This is a genomic window from Alkalicoccobacillus plakortidis, assembly GCF_023703085.1.
GTDB lineage: Bacteria > Bacillota > Bacilli > Bacillales > Bacillaceae_D > Alkalicoccobacillus > Alkalicoccobacillus plakortidis.
The window spans coordinates 1,234,274-1,255,952 of the sequence record NZ_JAMQJY010000001.1 but is presented as its reverse complement, the minus strand read 5'-3'; the positions used below and the strand labels follow the sequence as shown (position 1 = coordinate 1,255,952).

16 protein-coding genes, 2 tRNA genes, 4 pseudogenes and 1 other annotated feature are annotated in these 21,679 nt (G+C 40.4%); of the genes and pseudogenes, 20 read left to right on the top strand and 2 right to left on the bottom strand.

Annotated elements, in window-relative coordinates; all coding sequences use genetic code 11:
• Together sdhA and sdhB are read left to right on the top strand one after the other, a co-directional pair.
• Positions 1 to 1,765 (top strand): annotated as a pseudogene (sdhA, locus tag NDM98_RS06805) (succinate dehydrogenase flavoprotein subunit).
• On the top strand, positions 1,765 to 2,514 hold the full coding sequence (sdhB, locus tag NDM98_RS06800) for a succinate dehydrogenase iron-sulfur subunit (protein ID WP_251605660.1): 750 nt from the start codon (positions 1,765 to 1,767) through the stop codon (positions 2,512 to 2,514). Before sdhA ends, sdhB begins: the two are co-directional and overlap by 1 nt.
• A gap of 60 nt (positions 2,515 to 2,574) precedes the next feature.
• On the opposite strand, the gene NDM98_RS06795 is transcribed toward sdhB, so the two are convergent.
• Positions 2,575 to 2,799, bottom strand: a complete 225-nt coding sequence (locus NDM98_RS06795) for a helix-turn-helix domain-containing protein (protein WP_143846335.1) — start codon at positions 2,797 to 2,799, stop codon at positions 2,575 to 2,577.
• A 264-nt stretch (positions 2,800 to 3,063) separates the two neighbouring features.
• Here NDM98_RS06795 and NDM98_RS06790 point away from each other — a divergent pair, with 264 nt between their 5' ends.
• The 13 genes and pseudogenes from NDM98_RS06790 (at position 3,064) to NDM98_RS06730 (ending at position 13,984) form a co-directional block, all read left to right on the top strand.
• Positions 3,064 to 4,281 carry an efflux RND transporter periplasmic adaptor subunit gene (locus NDM98_RS06790; RefSeq protein ID WP_251605657.1) on the top strand — a complete coding sequence of 406 codons (1,218 nt, stop codon included), beginning with the start codon at positions 3,064 to 3,066 and terminating at the stop codon, positions 4,279 to 4,281.
• Positions 4,274 to 4,963, top strand: coding sequence for an ABC transporter ATP-binding protein (locus tag NDM98_RS06785; protein WP_251605654.1), 690 nt, complete (start codon positions 4,274 to 4,276; stop codon positions 4,961 to 4,963). Before NDM98_RS06790 ends, NDM98_RS06785 begins: the two co-directional genes overlap by 8 nt.
• Positions 4,956 to 6,185 (top strand): ABC transporter permease, encoded by a 1,230-nt coding sequence (locus tag NDM98_RS06780; protein WP_251605651.1) that lies wholly within the window; start codon positions 4,956 to 4,958, stop codon positions 6,183 to 6,185. The genes NDM98_RS06785 and NDM98_RS06780 overlap by 8 nt, the downstream gene beginning before the upstream one ends.
• Before the next feature lie 771 nt (positions 6,186 to 6,956).
• A complete protein-coding gene (locus tag NDM98_RS06775; protein WP_251605648.1) occupies positions 6,957 to 7,220 on the top strand; it encodes a phosphocarrier protein HPr in 264 nt (87 codons plus the stop codon).
• Positions 7,221 to 7,223: 3 nt separating this feature from the next.
• Positions 7,224 to 8,947, top strand: a pseudogene (gene ptsP, locus NDM98_RS06770) (phosphoenolpyruvate--protein phosphotransferase).
• A 208-nt stretch (positions 8,948 to 9,155) separates the two neighbouring features.
• Positions 9,156 to 9,550 (top strand): annotated as a pseudogene (locus NDM98_RS06765) (MarR family winged helix-turn-helix transcriptional regulator).
• Positions 9,551 to 9,589: 39 nt separating this feature from the next.
• Positions 9,590 to 10,390 (top strand): glutamate racemase, encoded by an 801-nt coding sequence (gene racE, locus NDM98_RS06760; protein WP_251605646.1) that lies wholly within the window; start codon positions 9,590 to 9,592, stop codon positions 10,388 to 10,390.
• 147 nt (positions 10,391 to 10,537) lie between these two features.
• Positions 10,538 to 11,635, top strand: coding sequence for a GerMN domain-containing protein (locus NDM98_RS06755; protein ID WP_251605644.1), 1,098 nt, complete (start codon positions 10,538 to 10,540; stop codon positions 11,633 to 11,635).
• A gap of 119 nt (positions 11,636 to 11,754) precedes the next feature.
• Positions 11,755 to 12,522: a ribonuclease PH gene (gene rph / locus NDM98_RS06750; protein ID WP_251608994.1), complete on the top strand. Its 768-nt coding sequence runs from the start codon at positions 11,755 to 11,757 to the stop codon at positions 12,520 to 12,522.
• Positions 12,512 to 13,111 carry an XTP/dITP diphosphatase gene (locus NDM98_RS06745; RefSeq protein ID WP_251605641.1) on the top strand — a complete coding sequence of 200 codons (600 nt, stop codon included), beginning with the start codon at positions 12,512 to 12,514 and terminating at the stop codon, positions 13,109 to 13,111. The genes rph and NDM98_RS06745 overlap by 11 nt, the downstream gene beginning before the upstream one ends.
• 15 nt (positions 13,112 to 13,126) lie before the next feature.
• Entirely contained in the window at positions 13,127 to 13,645 is a 519-nt protein-coding gene (locus NDM98_RS06740; RefSeq protein WP_251605639.1) for a metallophosphoesterase family protein, read from the top strand.
• A 184-nt stretch (positions 13,646 to 13,829) separates the two neighbouring features.
• Positions 13,830 to 13,900, top strand: a tRNA-Gly gene (locus tag NDM98_RS06735).
• A gap of 10 nt (positions 13,901 to 13,910) precedes the next feature.
• Positions 13,911 to 13,984: transfer RNA gene (locus tag NDM98_RS06730), tRNA-Arg, on the top strand.
• A 126-nt stretch (positions 13,985 to 14,110) separates the two neighbouring features.
• Here the strand turns inward: NDM98_RS06730 and NDM98_RS06725 are convergent.
• Positions 14,111 to 14,443 carry a hypothetical protein gene (locus NDM98_RS06725; protein WP_251605637.1) on the bottom strand — a complete coding sequence of 111 codons (333 nt, stop codon included), beginning with the start codon at positions 14,441 to 14,443 and terminating at the stop codon, positions 14,111 to 14,113.
• Between the two features lie 335 nt (positions 14,444 to 14,778).
• On the opposite strand from NDM98_RS06725, the gene ilvD reads away from it, so the two are divergent.
• From ilvD to NDM98_RS06700, 5 genes and pseudogenes are all read left to right on the top strand, one after another.
• Entirely contained in the window at positions 14,779 to 16,446 is a 1,668-nt protein-coding gene (ilvD, locus tag NDM98_RS06720) for a dihydroxy-acid dehydratase (protein WP_251605635.1), read from the top strand.
• Positions 16,447 to 16,448: 2 nt separating this feature from the next.
• Positions 16,449 to 16,704 (top strand) — a binding site (T-box leader).
• 125 nt (positions 16,705 to 16,829) lie between these two features.
• Positions 16,830 to 18,534: pseudogene (ilvB, locus tag NDM98_RS06715) on the top strand (acetolactate synthase large subunit).
• On the top strand, positions 18,531 to 19,052 hold the full coding sequence (gene ilvN / locus NDM98_RS06710) for an acetolactate synthase small subunit (RefSeq protein WP_251605632.1): 522 nt from the start codon (positions 18,531 to 18,533) through the stop codon (positions 19,050 to 19,052). The pseudogene ilvB and the gene ilvN overlap by 4 nt, the downstream one beginning before the upstream one ends.
• Before the next feature lie 68 nt (positions 19,053 to 19,120).
• A complete protein-coding gene (gene ilvC, locus NDM98_RS06705) occupies positions 19,121 to 20,143 on the top strand; it encodes a ketol-acid reductoisomerase (RefSeq protein WP_251605629.1) in 1,023 nt (340 codons plus the stop codon).
• On the top strand, positions 20,130 to 21,674 hold the full coding sequence (locus tag NDM98_RS06700) for a 2-isopropylmalate synthase (RefSeq protein ID WP_251605626.1): 1,545 nt from the start codon (positions 20,130 to 20,132) through the stop codon (positions 21,672 to 21,674). The genes ilvC and NDM98_RS06700 overlap by 14 nt, the downstream gene beginning before the upstream one ends.
• Positions 21,675 to 21,679: the final 5 nt, after the last annotated feature.

Here is a 21,679-nt window from a genome sequence, read left to right as displayed (position 1 = left end):
ATGAGCAAAGGCAAAATCGTTGTTGTTGGTGGCGGCCTGGCAGGTTTGATGGCCACAATTAAAGCAGCAGAAAAAGGCGTACCGGTAGATTTGTTCTCTATCGTACCTGTAAAACGTTCACACTCGGTCTGTGCGCAGGGCGGTATAAATGGAGCAGTAAATACAAAAGGAGAAGGGGATTCTCCTTGGGAGCATTTTGATGATTCCATTTATGGTGGCGATTTCTTAGCAAACCAACCGCCCGTGAAAGCGATGACAGAAGCAGCACCTGGTATTATTCACTTATTGGACCGTATGGGAGTTATGTTTAACCGTACTCCTGAGGGCTTACTTGATTTCCGTCGTTTTGGGGGCACACAGCACCATAGAACGGCTTTTGCAGGTGCAACAACTGGGCAACAACTTTTGTATGCATTAGATGAACAAGTTCGTAGACATGAAACAAGTGGTCTAGTAACAAAGTATGAAGGCTGGAGTTTTTATCTGCAGTTGTTGACGATGAAGGGATCTGTAGAGGAATTACAGCACAAGAGCTTAGCTCATCTGAGATCCATAGCTTCCCTGCTGATTCTGTAATCATTGCAACAGGTGGCCCAGGAATTATCTTTGGTAAATCAACCAACTCTGTCATCAATACAGGTTTTGCAGCAGCGAAACTTTACAAGCAAGGCGTTGACTATGCAAATGGTGAGTTCATTCAAATACACCCAACAGCAATTCCAGGGGATGATAAGCTTCGTTTAATGAGTGAATCAGCTCGTGGAGAAGGTGGACGAGTTTGGACATATAAAGACGGTAAACCTTGGTACTTCCTTGAAGAAAAATACCCTGCTTATGGGAATCTTGTACCACGTGATATTGCAACACGTGAAATCTTCTCTGTTTGTGTGGATCAGAAGCTTGGTATTAACGGTGAAAACATGGTGTATCTTGACCTTTCTCATAAGGATCCAAAAGAGCTTGATATTAAGCTTGGTGGGATTATGGAAATCTATGAGAAGTTTATGGGAGATGACCCACGTAAAGTACCAATGAAAATCTTCCCTGCAGTCCATTATTCAATGGGTGGTATGTGGATTGATTATGATCAAATGACAAACATTCCAGGACTATTGCTGCTGGTGAGTGTGATTATTCTCAGCATGGTGGTAACAGATTGGGTGCTAACTCATTACTATCAGCTATTTATGGCGGAATGGTTGCGGGACCTAAAGCTGTTGAATATATGAATGGACTTGAAAAGTCTGTTGACTCTATGCCTGATTCACTATTTAGTGAAGAGGTTCGTAAAGAACAAGCAGGACTTGATAAGATTCTAAGTATGGATGGCAAAGAGAATGCGTATGTTCTTCACAAAGAACTTGGAGAATGGATGACGGATAACGTGACAGTTGTTCGTTATAATGATGCGCTTCTAAAAACAGATGAGAAAATCCAAGAGTTGATGGAGCGTTATGAAAACATCAACATTAATGATACGGCTAGATGGAGTAACCAAGGGGCAGCATTCACACGTCAGCTTAGTTCTATGCTTGACCTAGCACGAGTGATCACACTTGGAGCTTATAACCGTAATGAAAGTCGCGGAGCACACTATAAGCCAGAATTCCCTGAACGTAATGATGAACAGTTCTTAAAAACAACTAGAGCGAGTTATAATGCAGAGACAAATGCACCTGATTTTGTATATGAAGATGTAGATACTTCTCTCATTAAACCTCGTAAGCGTGATTATTCTCAGAAGAAACAAGGAGTGGCTAAATAATGAGCGAAAAACTAATTCATTTTAAAGTAACTCGCCAGGATGAGCCGAATGGAGATACCTACGTAGAAGAGTTTCATATCCCTTACCGGGCAAATATGAATGTTATCTCGGCTTTAATGGAATTTAGACGTAACCCTGTAAATGCAGCTGGTGAGCAAACAACACCAATTGCATGGGATATGAACTGTTTAGAGGAAGTATGTGGCGCTTGTTCGATGGTTATTAACGGAAAACCTCGTCAGTCATGTACAGCACTAATTGATAAGCTAGAACAACCTATTCATCTTGAGCCGATGAAAACATTTCCTGTTGTCCGTGATCTAATGGTTGATCGTAGCAGAATGTTTGATTCGTTGAAAAAGGTTAAAGCATGGATTCCGATTGATGGGACGTATGATCTTGGTCCGGGACCAAGAATGGCTGAGTCTAAGCGCCAATGGGCATACGAATTATCAAAATGTATGACATGTGGTGTTTGCCTTGAATCTTGCCCGAACGTAAACAGCAAAACCGAATTTATCGGACCAGCTGCATTGTCTCAAGTTCGCTTGTTTAACGCACACCCAACTGGTGAAATGAATAAAGCAGAACGACTGAATGCCTTAATGGATGAAGGTGGATTAATGAATTGTGGAAACTCACAAAACTGTGTTCAATCTTGTCCAAAAGGAATTCCATTAACAACCTCAATTGCAGCCTTAAACCGCTCTACTGCGTTGCAATCATTTAAAAACTTCTTCGGAGGTTGATTATAATAAAAAGACTGAAGCCGATTTAATTTGGCCTCAGTCTTTTTTTGCCTAAAGGCATTATATTGTTAACTCACCTAATCTAATAAGTTCAATGACAGCTTGAGAGCGCCCCTTTACTCCAAGTTTTTGCATTGTATTAGAAATGTGATTTCGTACGGTTTTCTCACTGATGAAAAGGTCTTGAGCGATATCTTTTGTGGTCTTATCTTGAACGAGTAGCTCGAATACCTCACGTTCCCTTTTTGTAAGTAAAGGTTTAGGTCCGAATTCTGCTCCTTTCAATGAGTTCACTCCTTCTTGCTCGGGCTAGAGCTACCGGTGGTTTCCGGTAAGGGTTAAGTCATCACAGTATATGAAAGTGTAAAACGAAAGGTGCTACATCATTAAGAAAGAACGAAAACAATCGTAAAAGTAAGATCAGGTGTTTAATTTTTGAAACTTTATAAAAATATTAGAATTTATATACAAAATATGTATTGATTATAAGCGCTTTCTACTAGATAATAAATAAATGGAATTATCTTGAACATTTAAGGGGAGAACGAATTGGGCAAACGAGCTTGGATTGTATCTAGTATTGTCTTGGCAAGTGTATTGGTTGTAAGTGGAACAGGGTATGGTGTCTATCATTTTACAAGTAAAGCAGCAGCTGGTGAATTTGGAGATGAAATTTATCCAATGCAGGTAGCAGATTTCTCTTATGGAATGGAGCAATATTCTTTACAAGCCTTTACTGGAAAAATCGAAGCAGAAAAGCAAGAAAAAGTGTTTATGAACCCAGAATTAGGTAAGGTGAAAGAAACATTTGTTCAAGAAGGTGACGAAATAAATGAAGGCGATCCACTGTTTGAATATGAGCCAGCTGAAGTGGAAGACACTAGCCTTGAAATCGAACAAACACAAATGGAGCTAGATCTATCTTATCTACAAATTAATCAAACACAGAAATCCATTGATAAATTAAATAAAGCCATCAAAAAAGCTGAGAAAGAAGAAAAGGAAATACTTCAGCAAGAATTGGACCAATCGAATTATGACTTAAAGGTTATTAATCTAGAAACAGGTCAGGTTAAAAAAAGACTAGATGCATTAAAGAAAAGTGGCGAAACGAATGCCAATATTGTTGTTAGTAAAACAACGGGTATCGTTCAATCGATTAATACAGATATAGCTGATGGCGCTCAAAATGAAGCGGCTAACGAACCATTTATTCAAATTGTAACCAATGGTGATTACTTAATTAAAAGTCAAATTAATGAACTACTAATAGGAACATTAGAAGAAGGAACAGAAGTGTTAATTACAGCTAAAAATGGACAAGAAGGCGAATGGGTAGGCACAGTTACAGAGATCGGAAAACTACCTGTATCTAGCGAAAACGAAGAATATTATGGATATGAAGAAAGTAATCCTCAAACCTCTAAATATCCATTTACTGTCGTTCTACCTGAACATGAGGGCCTTGAGATTGGCTATCATGTAAACGTAGAACCAATGATGGCAGAGGTTGAAGATACATCTGATCAAGTTATGATTGGTCAAGATTGGACATTTGAAGAAGATGGCGTCTCATATGTTTGGAAGATAAGCGACGAACAGACGTGGATGAAGCAGGAAGTTGAAGTAGGAGAATTCAACGAAGAAATGTACACGGTCGAGATTTTGAGTGGCTTAATAAGTGAAGACTATATCACATATCCTGAGCCTGCTCCAACTGAGGGACAAGAAGCAACATTATTTGAAGAGGAAGTTTATTATGATTAAGCTGACTAAAATCTTCAAGTCTTATAAATTAGGTAAAGAAGAAGTACCGATTTTAAAGGATATTAACCTAACGATTGAAAAAGGTGAATTCGTAGCCATTATGGGCCCATCAGGCTCAGGCAAATCAACGTTAATGAACATTCTCGGTTGTTTAGATAAACCAACCTCTGGTGACTATGCATTAGATGCTGTTAATATGCTTGTAGGAAAGGATAGCTTTCTTGCTGAGATTCGAAACCGTTCGATTGGGTTTGTTTTTCAAACCTTTCATCTGATGCCACGATTGACAGCACAACAAAATGTAGAGATGCCGCTTATTTATAGTGGAATTAAGAAAAAGGTTCGTCGCGAAAAAGCGAAGGACGTGTTAGATAAGGTTGGTTTAGCGGAGAGGGCATCCTTTAAACCATCGAGTTTATCAGGAGGGCAAAAACAGCGAGTAGCGATTGCGCGCGCATTAGTTAATGAACCTTCTTTTATTCTCGCAGATGAGCCAACCGGTGCACTTGATACAAAAACGAGTGAGCAAATTCTTGATCTTTTTACAGAGTTAAATAAAGAAGGCATCACTATTGTTATGATTACTCACGATAAAGAAGTAGCCGAAAAAGCGGATCGAACGATATATATTCGAGATGGTCAGCTGTTTGTGGAAGAGAAGGGAGAGCCTGTGCATGCTTGAGAACATTAAGCTGTCCTTTCAATCCATCTTTGCACATAAGATGCGTTCAATCCTCACGATGCTTGGAGTCATCATTGGAATAGCGGCGATTATCGCCATTGTTTCCATGATACAAGGGCAAAGTGAAGTGCTTAAAAGAAGTATTATCGGAATGGGGAACAATACGATTCAGGTCACGTACGAGGACCAAATGAATAGTGGCCAAGATGACTATTGGGGTGGAGGAGAGACATATCTCTCAGCACCACCAGTCACAGAGGATACTTTAGATACAATCAAAGCTGATCCTGTTGTTGAAACGATTGCATTGTTTCATAAAACATGGGGTCCAGAGACGTATCATCAAATGAACACATCCTATCCAGAGACGTATGCGGTTGATAGTACCTACTTTGATTTGTTTCCAATTGAATTACTTGAAGGAAGAATGTTATCCGAAGAGGAATTAAATGCAACCTCACAGTTAATCATGATTAATGATGACGCGAGAAATGAATTATTTGATGGTGGAGAAGCTGTTGGACAAAGTATTGACTTAAAAGGAACTCCTTTTAGAGTTGTTGGTGTCTTTACAGATAAAAAACCAATGGATGATCCGTATTTTGATGACTGGCCGCAACCAAAAATGTATGTGTCTAAAGCGATTTGGCCACTAATTAATGGTTATGATGCGCCTACTCAGATCTTAGTAAAAGCCGTTTCAACTGATACGATCCAGCAGGCAGGTGAAATGACTGCAAGCTATCTGAATGCCGATCTGTCCGATTTGGAAACAGCTACGTACCGAATTCCTGATCTTCAAGCAATTACAGAAGATCTAGAAGCAGCGAATCAGACATTTGCCTTTTTGCTTGGCGGCATTGCAAGCATTTCATTATTAGTCGGTGGTATCGGTGTCATGAACATCATGTTAGTGTCAGTAACAGAGCGTACAAGAGAGATTGGTATTAAAAAAGCACTAGGTGCAAAACGCTACATGATCTTAATGCAATTTCTAACAGAAGCCATTGTGTTAACAAGTGTAGGTGGAGCTTTAGGAGTACTGCTTGGAATTGGAGCAGCAAAAATTGTCTCTAATATCATGAACATGCCATTTTATATTTCCATCTCAGCAATCGTTGGAGCATTAGTGTTCTCAATGTTAGTTGGCGTCATTTTTGGACTGTTGCCATCTATCAAAGCCTCAAAACTACAACCTGTTGATGCGTTGAAATATGAATAGTTAGTAGTTTACGGATAACCTAAAAACGGCGAATGATCCTGAACAGTGGATTGTTCGTCGTTTTGATTTTCGATAAAAGGGATGGAGGAAGGTATCTGCAGACATTCTGCTCTAGTGTGGCGAGGAACGGCTTGGTATAGGGAGAAGTCTCTTGGTGCGCTGTAGGAAGTTCTTGCTAAAGTTGCCCGTTCTCTTGCTAAGGTAGAGAGGCTCTTGCTCCCACCGCGATTTTTCTTGGAGTAGAGGCACGGAGCTTGGTAAAAGCTTGATTCCTCTTGATGTTTCGTTAATTTCTCTTGCTACCCCGGCTCCTATCTTGCTGAATCGGCAATCCTTCTTGGTTCTGATCATAACTTTTTTGGTATCGCCCTTCATCCTTCGTCCTTTTTGTCTCATCTTCATGAATTTTTTAAGTATTATCTTAAAAAAAGGATGAACACTAAGACTTATGATTGATAATTAAATTTTGTGTATGATATACTGTTCATGATCTACTGCTACGCGTGGCTTCTAAAGGTTTTTATTAGATCTTCTCATGCAGAAGAGAAGCGAAATACATGTACTTAGGTTAAAAAGAGGCATGGAACGGTTCGGATCAGAGCAGTGTGGGCTTCAGTCGTCCAGATAAAAAGTCTGTTCTATTTATCGGGAATATGCTATTCTTTTTTTTGAACTAAATGGGTGATTGTAAAGATGTTTAGCATATAATAAGCTACACGTCTAAATGAACCTGCATTTTTAAACTATTTTAAGAAAAGAGGCTGATTCATTATGGCAGAAAAAACGTATAAGATTACAGCAGAAACAGGAATTCATGCTCGTCCGGCAACACAACTTGTAAATAAGGCTGGGCAATTCTCTTCAGATATTACTCTTGAGTATAAAGGGAAGTCTGTAAATCTTAAATCCATTATGGGTGTTATGTCTCTTGGTGTTGGCCAAGGTGCAGAAGTGACAATTAAAGCTGACGGATCAGATGCAGATGATGCACTTGCTGCAATTGAAGAAATCATTAAAAACGAGTTAGGGGAATAACACATGCCACAGGTAATTACTGGCATAGCTGCTTCCCAAGGCATTGCAATTGCAAAGGCCTATGTGCATGAAGAGCCTGATTTCACGATCAGCTCTTCAGAAGCATCTGACCCAAGTGCTGAGATTAATCGTTTTGAAGACGCTCTCAGATTGTCGAAGGAAGAGCTATCTGCCATTAAAGATAAAACTGAACAAAATCTTGGTGCAGATAAGGCTGAAATATTTGCAGCCCATTTGCTTGGTCTTAAGTGACCCCGAGTTAATTGATTCAGTTAAGGATAAGATTACGAATGAGAAACGTAACGCTGAATTTGCTCTTAATGAAGTAGCAGATCAATTTATAACTATTTTCGAAAATATGGATAATGAATATATGAAAGAACGTGCTTCGGATATTCGTGATGTCTCTAGACGTGTGATTGGTCATCTTCTAGGTATTGAAGCAGGTTCACTTGCTACAATTACTGAAGAAACGATTGTCATTGCTGAAGACCTTACACCATCAGATACTGCACAGCTAAATCCTCTTTTTATAAAAGGGTTTGCTACAGATATTGGCGGTCGTACATCCCATTCTGCAATCATGTCTCGTTCACTTGAAATTCCTGCAGTTGTTGGTACAAAAGAAGCCACAAAGTCAATTAAAACCGGCGACATTGTAGTTGTGGACGGCATTGATGGTGAGGTTGTTATCAACCCATCTGAGGATGTATTGGCTACGTTTAAACAAAAGAAAGCTGATTTCCAAAAGCAAAAAGACGAGTGGGCTAAGCTTGTGAATGATCAAACAACTACGTCTGATGGTGAACATGTGGAGCTTGCTGCAAACATCGGAACACCAAAAGATTTAGATGGTGTGATCGCAAATGGGGCAGAGGGAATTGGTCTGTACCGTACTGAATTTCTTTATATGGGTCGAGAAAATCTTCCTTCAGAGGACGAGCAGTTTGAGGCGTATAAAGAAGTCGTTGAACGAATGGAAGGGAAACCAGTTGTCATCCGTACATTAGATATCGGTGGCGACAAAGAACTTCCTTATTTAGATCTTCCTAAAGAAATGAACCCATTTTTAGGTTTCCGTGCAATTAGACTTTGTCTTGAGCAACAGGACCTATTCCGTGTTCAGCTTCGTGCTCTTCTTCGTGCAAGTGCATATGGAAATCTAAAAATCATGTTCCCAATGATTGCCGTTCTTGAAGAGTTACGTCAAGCGAAAGCATTGCTTAACGAAGAAAAGGACAAGCTTATTTCTGAGGGAGTGACTGTTTCTGATTCAATTGAGGTAGGTATTATGGTTGAGATTCCATCTACAGCCGTTGCTGCACCTCAATTTGCTAAAGAAGTTGACTTCTTTAGTATTGGAACAAATGATTTGATTCAGTATACTTTTGCAGCGGATCGTATGAATCAACAAGTGTCTTATTTGTATCAGCCTTATCATCCAGCTATTTTGCGTCTGGTTGAAATGGTTATTAAGGCTGCTCATAAAGAAGGCAAATGGGTTGGTATGTGCGGAGAAATGGCTTGGGATGAAATAGCTATTCCGTTATTACTTGGATTAGGCCTAGATGAGTTTAGTATGAGTGCAACGTCTATCCTGCCAAGCTAGAAGCCAGCTATTAAAGCTGTCTAAAAAAGAATTGGCAGATTTTGCCCAAAAGGCTCTTGAGCTAGATACGGCAGATGAAGTGGCTCAGCTTGTTAAAGCAGAATACATCACTGAGTAATGAATTTGAAAAACGGACGCCGATTTGGTTGTCCGTTTTTTTGTGGCTAGACATGGACATTTCAAGTCTTTTGTTAGTAAGACTTGAATTCCTATATGAAAAAAGAGAAAATAATGAATAGATATAGAACCGTTATGAATAGGAGGTGCGATAATTGAACCATGATCAAATTGAAGATATTGAGCGATCATTACGCAGAGTAGCAGATATGGTCAAACAAAAAGGAAGAGTTATACTTTCTCAATTCCCTATAACCCCCCCACAGTTTGTGGCACTTCAATGGTTAAATGAAAAAGGTGACATGACAATTGGAGAACTATCCACCAGTATGTACTTAGCTTTTAGTACAACGACAGATCTAATTGATCGGATGGAAAAAAGCGAGTTAGTTGCCCGTGTGAAGGATGCAAATGATCGCAGAGTGGTTCGTATCCATCTGCAGAAAAAGGAAAAACGATTATTCAAGAAGTGATTTTAAAAAGACAGGATTATTTAGAAAATATTCTAGCAGATTTTACTGCTGAGCAAGTGGACACGCTCGAACAGAGTCTAAGCTTACTCCATGACCAAATGAAAGTAGTAAAATCAACCAAGACATCATAGGTGGCTAGTAACATATAGATAGAAATTGAGGGAGACACGTTGGATAGACCGATTGGAGTCATTGATTCAGGCCTTGGTGGATTAACAGTCGCAAAAGAATTAATGCGACAGCTGCCGAAAGAGGAGATTGTGTATGTAGGCGATTCAAAGCGTTGTCCTTATGGTCCACGACCACAAGAGGAAGTACGAACGTTTACGTGGCAAATGATTACGTATCTACAAACTAAAAATATTAAAATGCTTGTTATTGCATGTAACACCGCTGCAGCAGTAGTGCTAGAGGAAGTAAAAAAGGCACTAGATATTCCTGTAGTTGGAGTTATCTATCCAGGCGCATCCAGTGCACTGAAAGCAACAAAAAAAGAGCATGTCGCGGTCATTGGTACAACTGGTACCATTGCTAGTGGAGCGTATTCAAAGGCGCTATCAGCTATTAATAGCAATGTTCAAGTAGAAAGTCTTGCATGCCCTCCATTTGTCCCGCTTGTAGAACAAGGGATATTTTCAGGTGAAGAAGCAAAAAGGATCGTTTCACATACATTACAGCCTTTATCAAGAAAAAACTTTGATACGCTAATTTTAGGGTGTACCCATTATCCATTACTTACCCCACTCATCAAAGAATGGGCAGGATCTGATATCTCTTTAATCTCTTCTGGAGAAGAAACGGCAAGAGAAGTTAGCGGGCTGCTCTATCATGCAGAGACGGCCTATACTGATGAACGAATTCCTCGTCATACCTTTTTTACAACAGGTGAAGAAGAGTTATTTAAACGATTAGCAGATCAGTGGCTAGAGATGGATGTCGGTCAGGTGCAAACGATTAACATTGATCTATAGATTACTAGTAAGAGTTAGACAGTGAACCTCAATAGATGTTCACTGTCTTTTTTTGTGCAGAAAAAGGTTTGTCTAAAGTTTGCTTGGTCTAAATCTCTTAAAGGCTCGTATACATGAAAGTACAAACCATTAAGGGAGGGAACATGAATGCGTAAATACTTGAAAATGGGCGTTCCGCTTTTTATTGTGGCTACACTCATTACGACTGGGTGTTCATTTGGATCAAAAGATGCGGCAACAGATTTGGATAAACCTCAAGTTAATTACGTGGAAGAGGGCGAACAAATAGATTTAGATGAAACAGGAGAAGAAACGGAAGAGGCAGAAGAAGGTGAAGAAGGTGAAGAAGGTGAAGGACAAACGGACGCAGCTACAGAGACGGTTCAACGGGAGTTATACCTTCTTGATGCAAACGGATTAGTTGTGCCGCAAACATTAACTCTTCCAAAACAAGAGGGCGTATTAAAGCAATCTCTTGAATACTTAGTTCAAGATGGTCCGGTAGATGAATTGTTACCTAGTGGGTTTCAAGCAGTACTTCCGCCTGGAACAAGTGTAGATGTCAATTTAAAAGAAGATGAAAAAACAGCAGTTGCTGACTTTTCAAAGGAATTTGAATTTTACGATGCAAATAAAGAGCAGCAGATTCTTCAAGCGATTACGTGGACATTAACTCAGTTTGAATCCGTAGAAAAAGTGCAAATTCGTATAAATGGATATGATCAAGAGGTAATGCCACTTAATAAAACGCCGATTGGAGATGGTGTTAGTCGCTCCGATGGCATTAATCTTGAGTCAAACCAGGTTGTGGACCTTGTGAACAGTGAGGAAGTTGTACTCTATTTCTTAGGGCACCAAGGGGAATCTACTTATTATGTGCCAGTGACCAGAAGGGTAGAGGCTGGAGATGATGCACTAACAGCTGCCGTTAAAGAATTAATAGACGGTCCATCGATTGGAACAGGCTTAGTTTCTGAGATTCAATCAAAAGTGAATCTGCTAAATCAACCAGAAGTAAAGGATGGTACGTTAACCTTAAACTTCAACGAACATATATTTGAAAGTATTGAAAACATGTCAGTATCAGAGGATGTCCTAAACATGTTGGCTCTTACATTAACAGAGCAAACGGGAGTCGATAAAATCTCTGTTGAGGTGAATGGAGAGGCGTCTGTATTAAATCAAGACGGCGAACCTGCAGAACCAGTTTCGAGACCAAAACAAGTAAATGAGCAGTCTTTATAAAATGTTTTTGCTTTTACCTTTGCGTTTTTAAGGGGAGACTTTATAATAGATAGAGGTAGAGAAGGAGCTGTCAGCCCTTCTCTTTTCATTTTTTGAATAGAAAAGGATCGATATGAATGATGCGAATAGATGGAAGACAAACAAATGAACAACGACCTGTGGAGCTAGAGCTTCATTTTACAAAACACCCAGAGGGTTCTGTATTGATCTCAGTAGGAGACACAAAAGTAATCTGTAATGCGACAATAGAAGATCGGGTCCCTCCTTTTCTCAGGGGTAAAGGCAAGGGATGGATCACAGCTGAGTATGCGATGTTGCCAAGAGCAACCGCTGAGCGAACAATTCGCGAATCCTCTAAAGGAAAAGTGACAGGTCGAACGATGGAAATACAAAGACTAATTGGCCGTGCGTTACGTACAGTTGTTGACCTTAAGAAAATGGGCGAAAAAACAGTCTGGATTGATTGTGACGTCATACAGGCAGATGGTGGAACGAGAACGGCTGCGATCACAGGTGCATTTACAGCGATGTGTTTGGCCTTTGAAAAAGCATTAACAGAAGAAAGAATATCGGAGTGGCCAGTCAAGGATTATTTGGCAGCTATTTCTGTTGGCATAAATGCTTCGAAACAGATCCTACTTGATTTATGCTATGAGGAAGACTCAAACGCTGACGTTGATATGAATGTGGTTATGACGGGAAGCGGAGCATTGGTAGAAATCCAAGGAACAGGAGAGGAAGCTGTATTTTCAAGAAGTGAACTTACAGCTATGCTCGATGTGGCGGAAAAAGGAATTAAGGAACTCATTTCCGAGCAACAGCATAAGCTTGGTAAAACAAGTGACCGTATCCAGGAGACAAAAGGAGTGAATACAGATGACATCTGAACTCATCATCGCCACAACCAATAAAGGAAAAATAAAAGAGTTTAAGCAGCTGCTTGAAGGGAATGGAACAGTCATAAAGTCTCTGCTTGATTATCCGAAAATCCCTGATATTCCAGAAGACGGACTAACGTTTCACGAAAATGCAGCGATTAAAGCGGAGACATTGTCTTCACTGTTGAACCGAACGGTCATTGCGGATGATTCTGGATTAGAGGTAGATGCTCTAAATGGTGCACCTGGAATCTATTCTGCAAGATACGCAGGAGAAGAGAAGGATGATGCAGCGAACATCACAAAGCTTCTTCATGAGCTGAAGGATGTGCCAGAAGCTGAGCGGACAGCAAGATTTATTTGTGTGATGGCTGTAGCACAGCCAGGTGAAGAGACTATTTATTTTAAGGGGCAGTTTGAAGGTTCGATTGCTTTGACGCCATCCGGAGACGCAGGCTTTGGATATGATCCTGTATTCTATGTACCTGCACTTGGTCAAACCGCTGCAGAAATCTCATCAGAAGAGAAAAATGAGCGCAGCCACCGTGGAAAAGCAATTCAAGAACTCTTAAGATATAAATACTTATTTGATCTGTAAGGAGGATACGCAACAATGAAAGCACTTATTATTAGTGATAGCCATGGATGGACAGATGAGCTAGAACAATTATTAGTAACGAAACGTGATGAAGTGGATCAGATTTTTCACTGTGGAGATTCTGAGCTTGTCCCTAATCAAGGGCCGCTTGCTGGAGTTATTTCCGTCAAAGGCAATTGTGACATGGGTCAAGATTTTCCAGAAGAATGGATCGAAGACACAAATAATGGACGTATGTATTTCACACACGGACACCTCTATCAGGTGAAAAGCCACTTGCAATCACTTGTTTTAAGAGCGGAAGAAGTTGGCGCAGATGTGGCCAGCTTTGGTCATACTCATGTCGCTACTTGTTTTCAAGAAAAAGGCATTGTATTTATCAATCCTGGAAGTATTCGTCTGCCTTCTGGTCGCAGAGACCAAACGTACTGTATCTGTGAATTAACGGATGCTACGATTGAAGTCACATACTATACGTATGACGGTCAAGAGATGCCAGAGCTTGGCGGAACATTTCCACGCAAAAACAACTAGAAGGAAAAGCCAAGGGACGGCTTCTTTTAGGAGTCGGTAAAAAGTGTGTTGCAACGCAAGCTTGAAGCGGTTTATACAACTTTTCAAGAAGAATATGACATAACTTATTGACAAAAATCGATTAATGGAGTATATTTATATTCGTCGCTGATATTTCTTTTTGAAAAGCGATTCAAACCATGATGCGGGTGTAGTTTAGTGGTAAAACCTCAGCCTTCCAAGCTGATGATGTGAGTTCGATTCTCATCACCCGCTTTTCGATTTTGTCCTAGTAGCTCAGCTGGATAGAGCAACGCCCTTCTAAGGCGTCGGTCGGGAGTTCGAATCTCTCCTGGGACGTCAGGATTATCTTTTTTACATACGTAATACAAAAAACGCCTTTTGCAACTTATGTTTGCAAATAGGCGTTTTTTGTATTATTTGAATGTGTTGTGATTGCTTGGAGCCAAGAAGGGTCGCTATTATTTACATTTTCAGGTGTATAGAAGTACACCGTCCACCCTTTTTTTGCAACACTCGTTTGATCCGTTCCTGCTTAGCTTGTGAACTAGCTTTTACAAAAGCTAACCTGTAAGGAATGAGAGCGACATTCGTATGAACGCCATAAATCGTTTGGTTAGGTGTTGGATACAAGTTGCGTTGATGGAGGATTTCACACAATTTTTTATCCATTACATCAGGACATCTTCTCCAACTGTCTGTCACGAGCACTAGATGGTTTAGCGGTTTTGGATTAAACACAAGTAAAAATGGTTTAATAAAAGAAATTCTCTGAAAAAAACGTTTTAATCGTTTCATTGTCATCACCTAATTGTACTATGCCCTATTTTCAAAAAAATATGACAGAATTTTTGAAAATAGCTAAAACTTTTTAATGAATAGTATGTAACCGCATACATTATAACGAATCTATCTAAATTATCAAATTATTTTCGTGAAAATGGTTGACCCTCGCATATAAGAGGCGTATGATAAGTCTCAATAACGAAACACTTTTAAGTAAGGACGTAAGAAATGTTAACAAAGAGCTCTAGTAAAAGATCACCGAATAATTAGAATGACTTAATGTTTTGCCCATGACAATGTTTAACATGGCTATAACAGAGATTACAGTGAAGTGGGAGCGGGTAGCAATGAGAAGTGACATGATTAAAAAGGGTATTGATCGTGCACCGCATAGAAGCTTACTTAGAGCAGCCGGTGTTAGTGAAGAGGATATGGACAAACCGTTTATCGGTGTTTGTAATTCATATATTGATATTATACCAGGTCATATGCACCTGAATAAATTTGCTGAAGTTGCAAAACAAGCGATTATTGAAGCCGGTGGGATACCATTCGAATTCAACACAATTGGTGTTGACGATGGAATTGCAATGGGTCACATCGGGATGAGATATTCTCTCCCAAGTAGAGAGATTATCTGTGATGCTGCTGAGACCGTTATAAATGCGCATTGGTTTGATGGAGTGTTTTATATTCCGAACTGTGACAAGATTACACCAGGTATGTTGATGGCATCCGTTAGGACGAATGTTCCTTCTGTTTTTGTCTCTGGTGGACCAATGGAAGCCGGACGTACAAAAGAAGGTCAGAGCTTGTCGCTTGTATCCGTTTTTGAAGGCGTTGGAGCTTTCTCATCCGGTAAAATGACAAGAGAAGAACTGCTTGAAATTGAACAGCAGGCCTGTCCAACTTGTGGATCATGTTCAGGAATGTTCACAGCAAATTCCATGAACTCGCTAATGGAGATGCTTGGATTAGCACTTCCGGGTAATGGAACAATTGTTGCTACATCAGAAAAACGTCATCAGTTGATTAAGGACGCTGCAAAGCACTTGATGAACCTGATTGAAAAAGATATTAAACCAAGAGATATTATTACACAAGAAACCATTGATGATGCATTTGCTTTAGATATGGCAATGGGTGGATCGACAAACACAGTCCTTCATACATTAGCTATTGCTCATGAAGCAGAAGTTGAATATGACATGAATCGAATTAATACAGTTGCTGAAAGGATTCCGTATCTTTGTAAAATCAGCCCAGCATCAGATTATTCGATGGATGATGTTCACCAAGCTGGTGGTGTAAGTGCAATTATCAAACAACTCTGTGAAATCGAGGGTGCGGTTCATCCGGATCGAATTACGATTTCCGGAAAAAGCCTCTATGAAAATGTGAAAGATGCAGAAGTAACAAATAAAGAGGTTATAAGGGACAAAGACACAGCATATAGTCCAGTGGGTGGATTATCCATTTTGTTTGGTAATCTTGCACCAGACGGGGCAGTTATTAAAGTAGGTGCAGTTGATCCTTCAATCCAAGTTTTTGAAGGAGAAGCGATTGTCTTTGAATCTCAAGAAGAAGCGCAAGAAAAGATAAATAAAGGTGAAGTTAAAGAAGGTCACGTCGTTGTTATTCGTACCGAAGGACCAAAAGGCGGTCCGGGAATGCCGGAAATGCTTGCACCAACGTCAGCGATCCAAGGTAGAGGGCTTGGTACAAAGGTAGCTCTGATCACAGATGGTCGCTTCTCAGGAGCATCTCGAGGCATCTCCATTGGTCATATTTCTCCGGAAGCGGCAGAAGGTGGACCAATTGCCTTTGTTGAAAATGGAGACAAAATTAAGATTGATCTTCCGAATCGAGGAATTCATCTGCTCGTTGATGAAGAAGAGCTTGCTCGTCGTAAGGTTGGTTGGACTGAGCCTGAGCCGAAAGTGAAAAAGGGTTATCTTGCTCGTTATTCAAAGTTAGTCACATCTGCTAACACAGGTGGAGTTATGAAAATTTAATCGTTAAATCGTTGATGAGGAAAGTAAGAATAATCATTCTGCTAAAGAGAGCCGTGTTGCTGAGAAACGGTGCAGAGGATGTTCTGAAACTCACCTCAGAGAGTCTATCTGAACAGGCAGTGACAATCACTGCTTTAATAAGAAGACCGGGTGTACCAACACTCGTTATTAAAACGGACAGAACTTCTGTCCATGAGACCGAATAGATTTCGGTGAACTAGGGTGGTACCGTGAAAAGTAAATCTTTTCGCCCCTTCAGCTACAATCGTGGCTTGTTGGGCGCGGAAAGATTTTTTTGTTTTTTAAATAAATATCCCATACGCTTACGAACTCAAAAAGGAGGAGCAAAGATGTCAACAAAAACAAAGAATCAGGAAGTTGTTATGAACCTTGAGAACACTGAGGCACCTAAAGAACTGTCGGGGTCAGGCATGCTTATTGAGGCATTAGCAAAAGAGAACGTTGAAGTCATCTTTGGTTATCCAGGAGGTGCCATCCTTCCAACTTATGATGAGATTTATAAAACAGGGATCAGGCATATCCTGGCGAGACATGAACAAGGGGCAATTCACGCAGCAGAAGGCTACGCAAGAGTATCTGGTAAGCCTGGTGTCTGTGTTGTCACATCTGGTCCTGGAGCAACAAATGTTGTCACAGGAATTGCTGATGCGATGATCGACTCCCTTCCGCTTGTGGTTATTACGGGGCAAGTTGCAAAATCAGTTATTGGTACAGATGCTTTTCAAGAGGCTGATATGTTAGGTATTACCATGCCAATCACAAAACATAACTACCAAGTTCGCTCGGTAGAGGAATTTCCGAGAATCATTAAAGAAGCTTTTCACATTGCAACAACGGGTCGACCAGGTCCAGTTCTAATCGACCTACCAAAGGATGTGTCACAGGATTCGGGATTGTTTGATTACAGTAAGGAAGTGAATCTTCCAGGTTATCAGCCAACAGTTATACCGAATCGACAACAGATTCGTAAGCTTGCTGAGGCAGTTTCAAATGCAAAAAAACCAGTTATTTTAGCGGGTGCCGGTATCTTACATGCTAAAGCAAGTGAGCAACTAGCTGAGTATGTTGAACAACAACAAATTCCTGTTGTTAATACTTTGCTTGGTCTTGGAAACTTTCCTGGTAATCACGAATTACATCTAGGAATGGCAGGGATGCACGGGACATATGCAGCCAATATGGCTTTGCATGAAGCCGACTTACTGATTAATATTGGCGCTCGATTTGATGATCGTTTAACAGGAAAGCTTGACTATTTTGCGCCGTATGCAACGGTTGCTCATATTGATGTTGATCCAACTGAGATTGGTAAAAATATCGAAACCCAGATTCCGGTTGTTGGAGATGCTAAAGAAGCTCTGAAACTGTTGATTGCTGAAGATGGAGAGCAAGCAGAGCATGCCGTTTGGAAGGCTGATTTACAAAAAATGAAATCAGATTATCCGCTTTGGTATAAGCAAGAAAACGAAATCATCAAACCACAGCATTTAATTGAAAAAATTTACGAAAAAACAAAAGGCGAGGCGATTGTGACAACGGATGTTGGCCAACCATCAAATGTGGTCGGCTCAGTTCTATAAATTTGATAAGCCGAATCGTTGGGTCACTTCAGGTGGTCTTGGAACAATGGGATTTGGGTTCCCAGCGGCGATTGGTGCACAAATTGCAGAACCAAAATCAACCGTTGTCTCAGTTATTGGAGACGCAGGGTTCCAAATGACGTTACAAGAACTGTCGATTCTGCAGGAACTAAATCTCCCAGTCAAAATTGTGATTGTGAACAATGCATCACTCGGAATGGTTCGTCAATGGCAGCAATTGTTCCATGGAGAACGTTATTCTAATTCCTTGTTCCCGATACAGCCCGACTTTGTCAAACTTGCTGAAGCTTATTCAATTAAAGCGATGCGGGTTGATGAATTAAAAGACATGGAATCAGCAATTGATGAAATGCTTGCTCATGATGGACCAGTCTTAATGGACTTTAGAGTAGCAAAAGATGAGAATGTCTACCCAATGATCTGTCCGGGCAAAGGACACCACCAAATGGAGGGGGTAAAACCATGAAGCGAACGGTTTCCACACTTGTAAACAATAGCTCCGGTGTACTAAATCGGATCACCGGACTATTTGCTAGAAGACATTTTAATATTGAAAGTATCACAGTTGGCATTACAGAGAACCCTTCCGTATCAAGAATGACGTTTGTTGTCGTTGCTGACACGATGAATAACATTGAACAGGTGCTTAAGCAGCTCCACAAACAAGTAGATGTTCTAAAGGTAAAAGACATTACAGATGAATCGATCATTGCCCGTGAACTTGCCTTAATTAAAATTGTGGCTTTCCCGGAGCAACGTGGGGAAATTTCAGCACTTGTTAATACATTCCGTGCTTCGACGATTGATATTGGACGCGAGAGTATGACATTGCAAGTTGTTGGTGATCACGAAAAAGTCGAAGCTCTCATTGACTTGCTTCGACCATATGGAATCAAAGAATTAGCACGAACAGGTGAAACCGCCTTAAGTCGTAGCTCCAAAAAGGTACTCTCTGACCCTAACCGGCTCAGTTTAATTAATTAACGGGAACAAGTGACATTCCACATATAAAAAACTAAAACTAATTCATTCAAAAGAGGAGAGATTTTAAAATGGCAAAAGTATATTATAACGGTGATGTAAATGAATCAGTACTACAAGGGAAAACAGTAGCAATCATTGGATATGGTTCACAAGGTCATGCACACGCACTAAACCTTCGCGAAAGCGGTGTTCAAGTAGTAGTTGGTTTGCGTAAAGGAAAGTCATGGGATAAAGCAGCAGAGGATGGGTTTGACGTACAAACAGTTAGAGACGCATCAGCACAAGCAGACCTTATCATGATTCTTCTTCCAGATGAGCATCAACCTACGATCTATAAAAATGAAATTGAGCCTGAATTAACAAAAGGAAAATCACTAGTATTTGCACACGGTTTTAACATTCATTTTAACCAAATCGTTCCTCCTGCAGATGTAGATGTATTCTTAGTTGCTCCTAAAGGACCAGGTCATCTTGTTCGTCGTACATTTGAAGAGGGTGCAGGTGTACCTGGACTAATTGCTGTATTCCAAGATGCGACAGGCCAAGCTAAAGACACAGCTCTTGCTTATGCGAAACAAATTGGTGCAGCGCGTGCTGGCGTTCTAGAAACAACATTTAAAGAAGAAACGGAAACAGATCTATTCGGTGAGCAAGCTGTACTATGTGGTGGAACTGCCGCCCTTGTAAAAGCAGGGTTTGAAACATTGACAGAAGCTGGTTACCAACCAGAAGTAGCTTACTTTGAGTGTTTACATGAATTGAAGCTAATTGTAGATTTAATGTATGAGGGTGGACTTGAAACAATGCGTTATTCAATCTCTGATACAGCTCAATGGGGAGATTTCCAAGCAGGACCTCGTATCGTAACAGACGAAACGAAAAAAGCAATGAAAGACATTCTTTCAGATATCCAAACAGGTAAATTTGCAAAAGGTTGGATCCTAGAAAACCAAGCAAATCGTCCTGAATATACAGCAATCAATGAAGCAGAGAAAAACCATCCAATCGAAGTGGTAGGTCGTGAGCTTCGTGAAATGATGCCATTTGTGAAAGGCAAATCAAAAGGAGTGGTGGGCAGTGCGAAAAATTAATGTTTTTGACACCACATTGCGAGATGGCGAACAATCTGCCGGGGTTAATCTTAACCAAGAAGAAAAGCTAGAGATCGCTAGGCAGCTTGAACGACTTGGAGTGGACATTATGGAGGTGGTTTTCCAACCTTCAAAAGGAGATTTCCAATCGGTTCAGCAAATTGCTCGTACGATTAAAGATTGTTCTATCACAGGTCTTGCCCGTGCTGTCCAATCAGATATTGATACAGCCTGGGAAGCCTTAAAGGATAGCGCAGAGCCTAGACTTCATGTCTTTATCGCCTCATCACCTATTCATATGAAATATAAGTTGAACATGACACCTGATCAAGTAGTGGAAAAAGCTGTTCAAAGCGTTAAACTAGCGGCATCAAAATTTCCTCAGGTTCAATTTTCTGCAGAAGATGCAAGCCGTGCGGAGCTTCCTTTTTTAGCTAGATTGGTTGAAGAAGCTATTCAAGCTGGAGCTACCGTAATTAATTTGCCTGATACAGTTGGATTTACAACACCGTATGAAATTGGAAATATGTTTGCTTATATGAAGCAAAATGTGCCGAGTATTGAGAAAGTGATCTTGTCGACTCATAATCATAATGACTTAGGTATGGCAGTAGCTAACTCGTTAGCAGCCATTCAAAATGGTGCAGGGCAAGTAGAATGTACAATAAATGGTATTGGTGAACGTGCCGGAAACGCAGCGTTAGAAGAAATTGCAGTCGCGCTTAATATTCGTAAGGATCATTATAATGCTGACACGGGACTAACATTAAAAGAAATTAAGCGAACGAGCTCATTAGTGAGTAAGCTTGCCAATATGCCAGTACCGGGTAACAAAGCAGTTGTAGGAGCCAACGCATTTGCACATGAGTCAGGCATCCATCAGGACGGCATGCTTAAGAACAAGGAAACCTATGAAATTATTACACCGGAGTTAGTTGGTGTAAATGAAAGTTCGATGGTTCTTGGGAAACATTCTGGACGCCATGCATTTAAAGAAAAACTAACGGAGCTTGGCTTTGCCGGAGATAGTGTACAATTCCAACAAATCTTTGATGCGTTTAAAGACTTGTGTGATAAGAAAAAAGAAGTAACCGAAGACGATTTATTTGCTCTAATGACAGAAACCATGACAGATGCGATTCAAGAGTCATATGAGCTTCAAACCGTTCAGGTGAATTATGGAACAAACAATATTCCGACTGCTGCGATTACGATGAAACTGCCAACAGGTGCCATTACTCAAGAAGCTGCAACGGGATCAGGAAGTGTTGAGGCAATCTATAACACGCTAGAGAGAATGATAGATGGACCAGTTAGTTTGGAAGACTATCGCATTCAATCTGTTAACGGTGGCGGCGACGCATTAGCCGAAGTATATGTTCAGGTAAAATATGCAGGGTTCGAATCAACAGGTAGAGGCACGGCACATGATGTACTTGAAGCTTCTGCAAAAGCATATATCAACGCGATCAATCGTACGTTAATCCGTAAAGTCTACGGACAGGAACAAACTAACAAGGTAAACATATAGGAGAG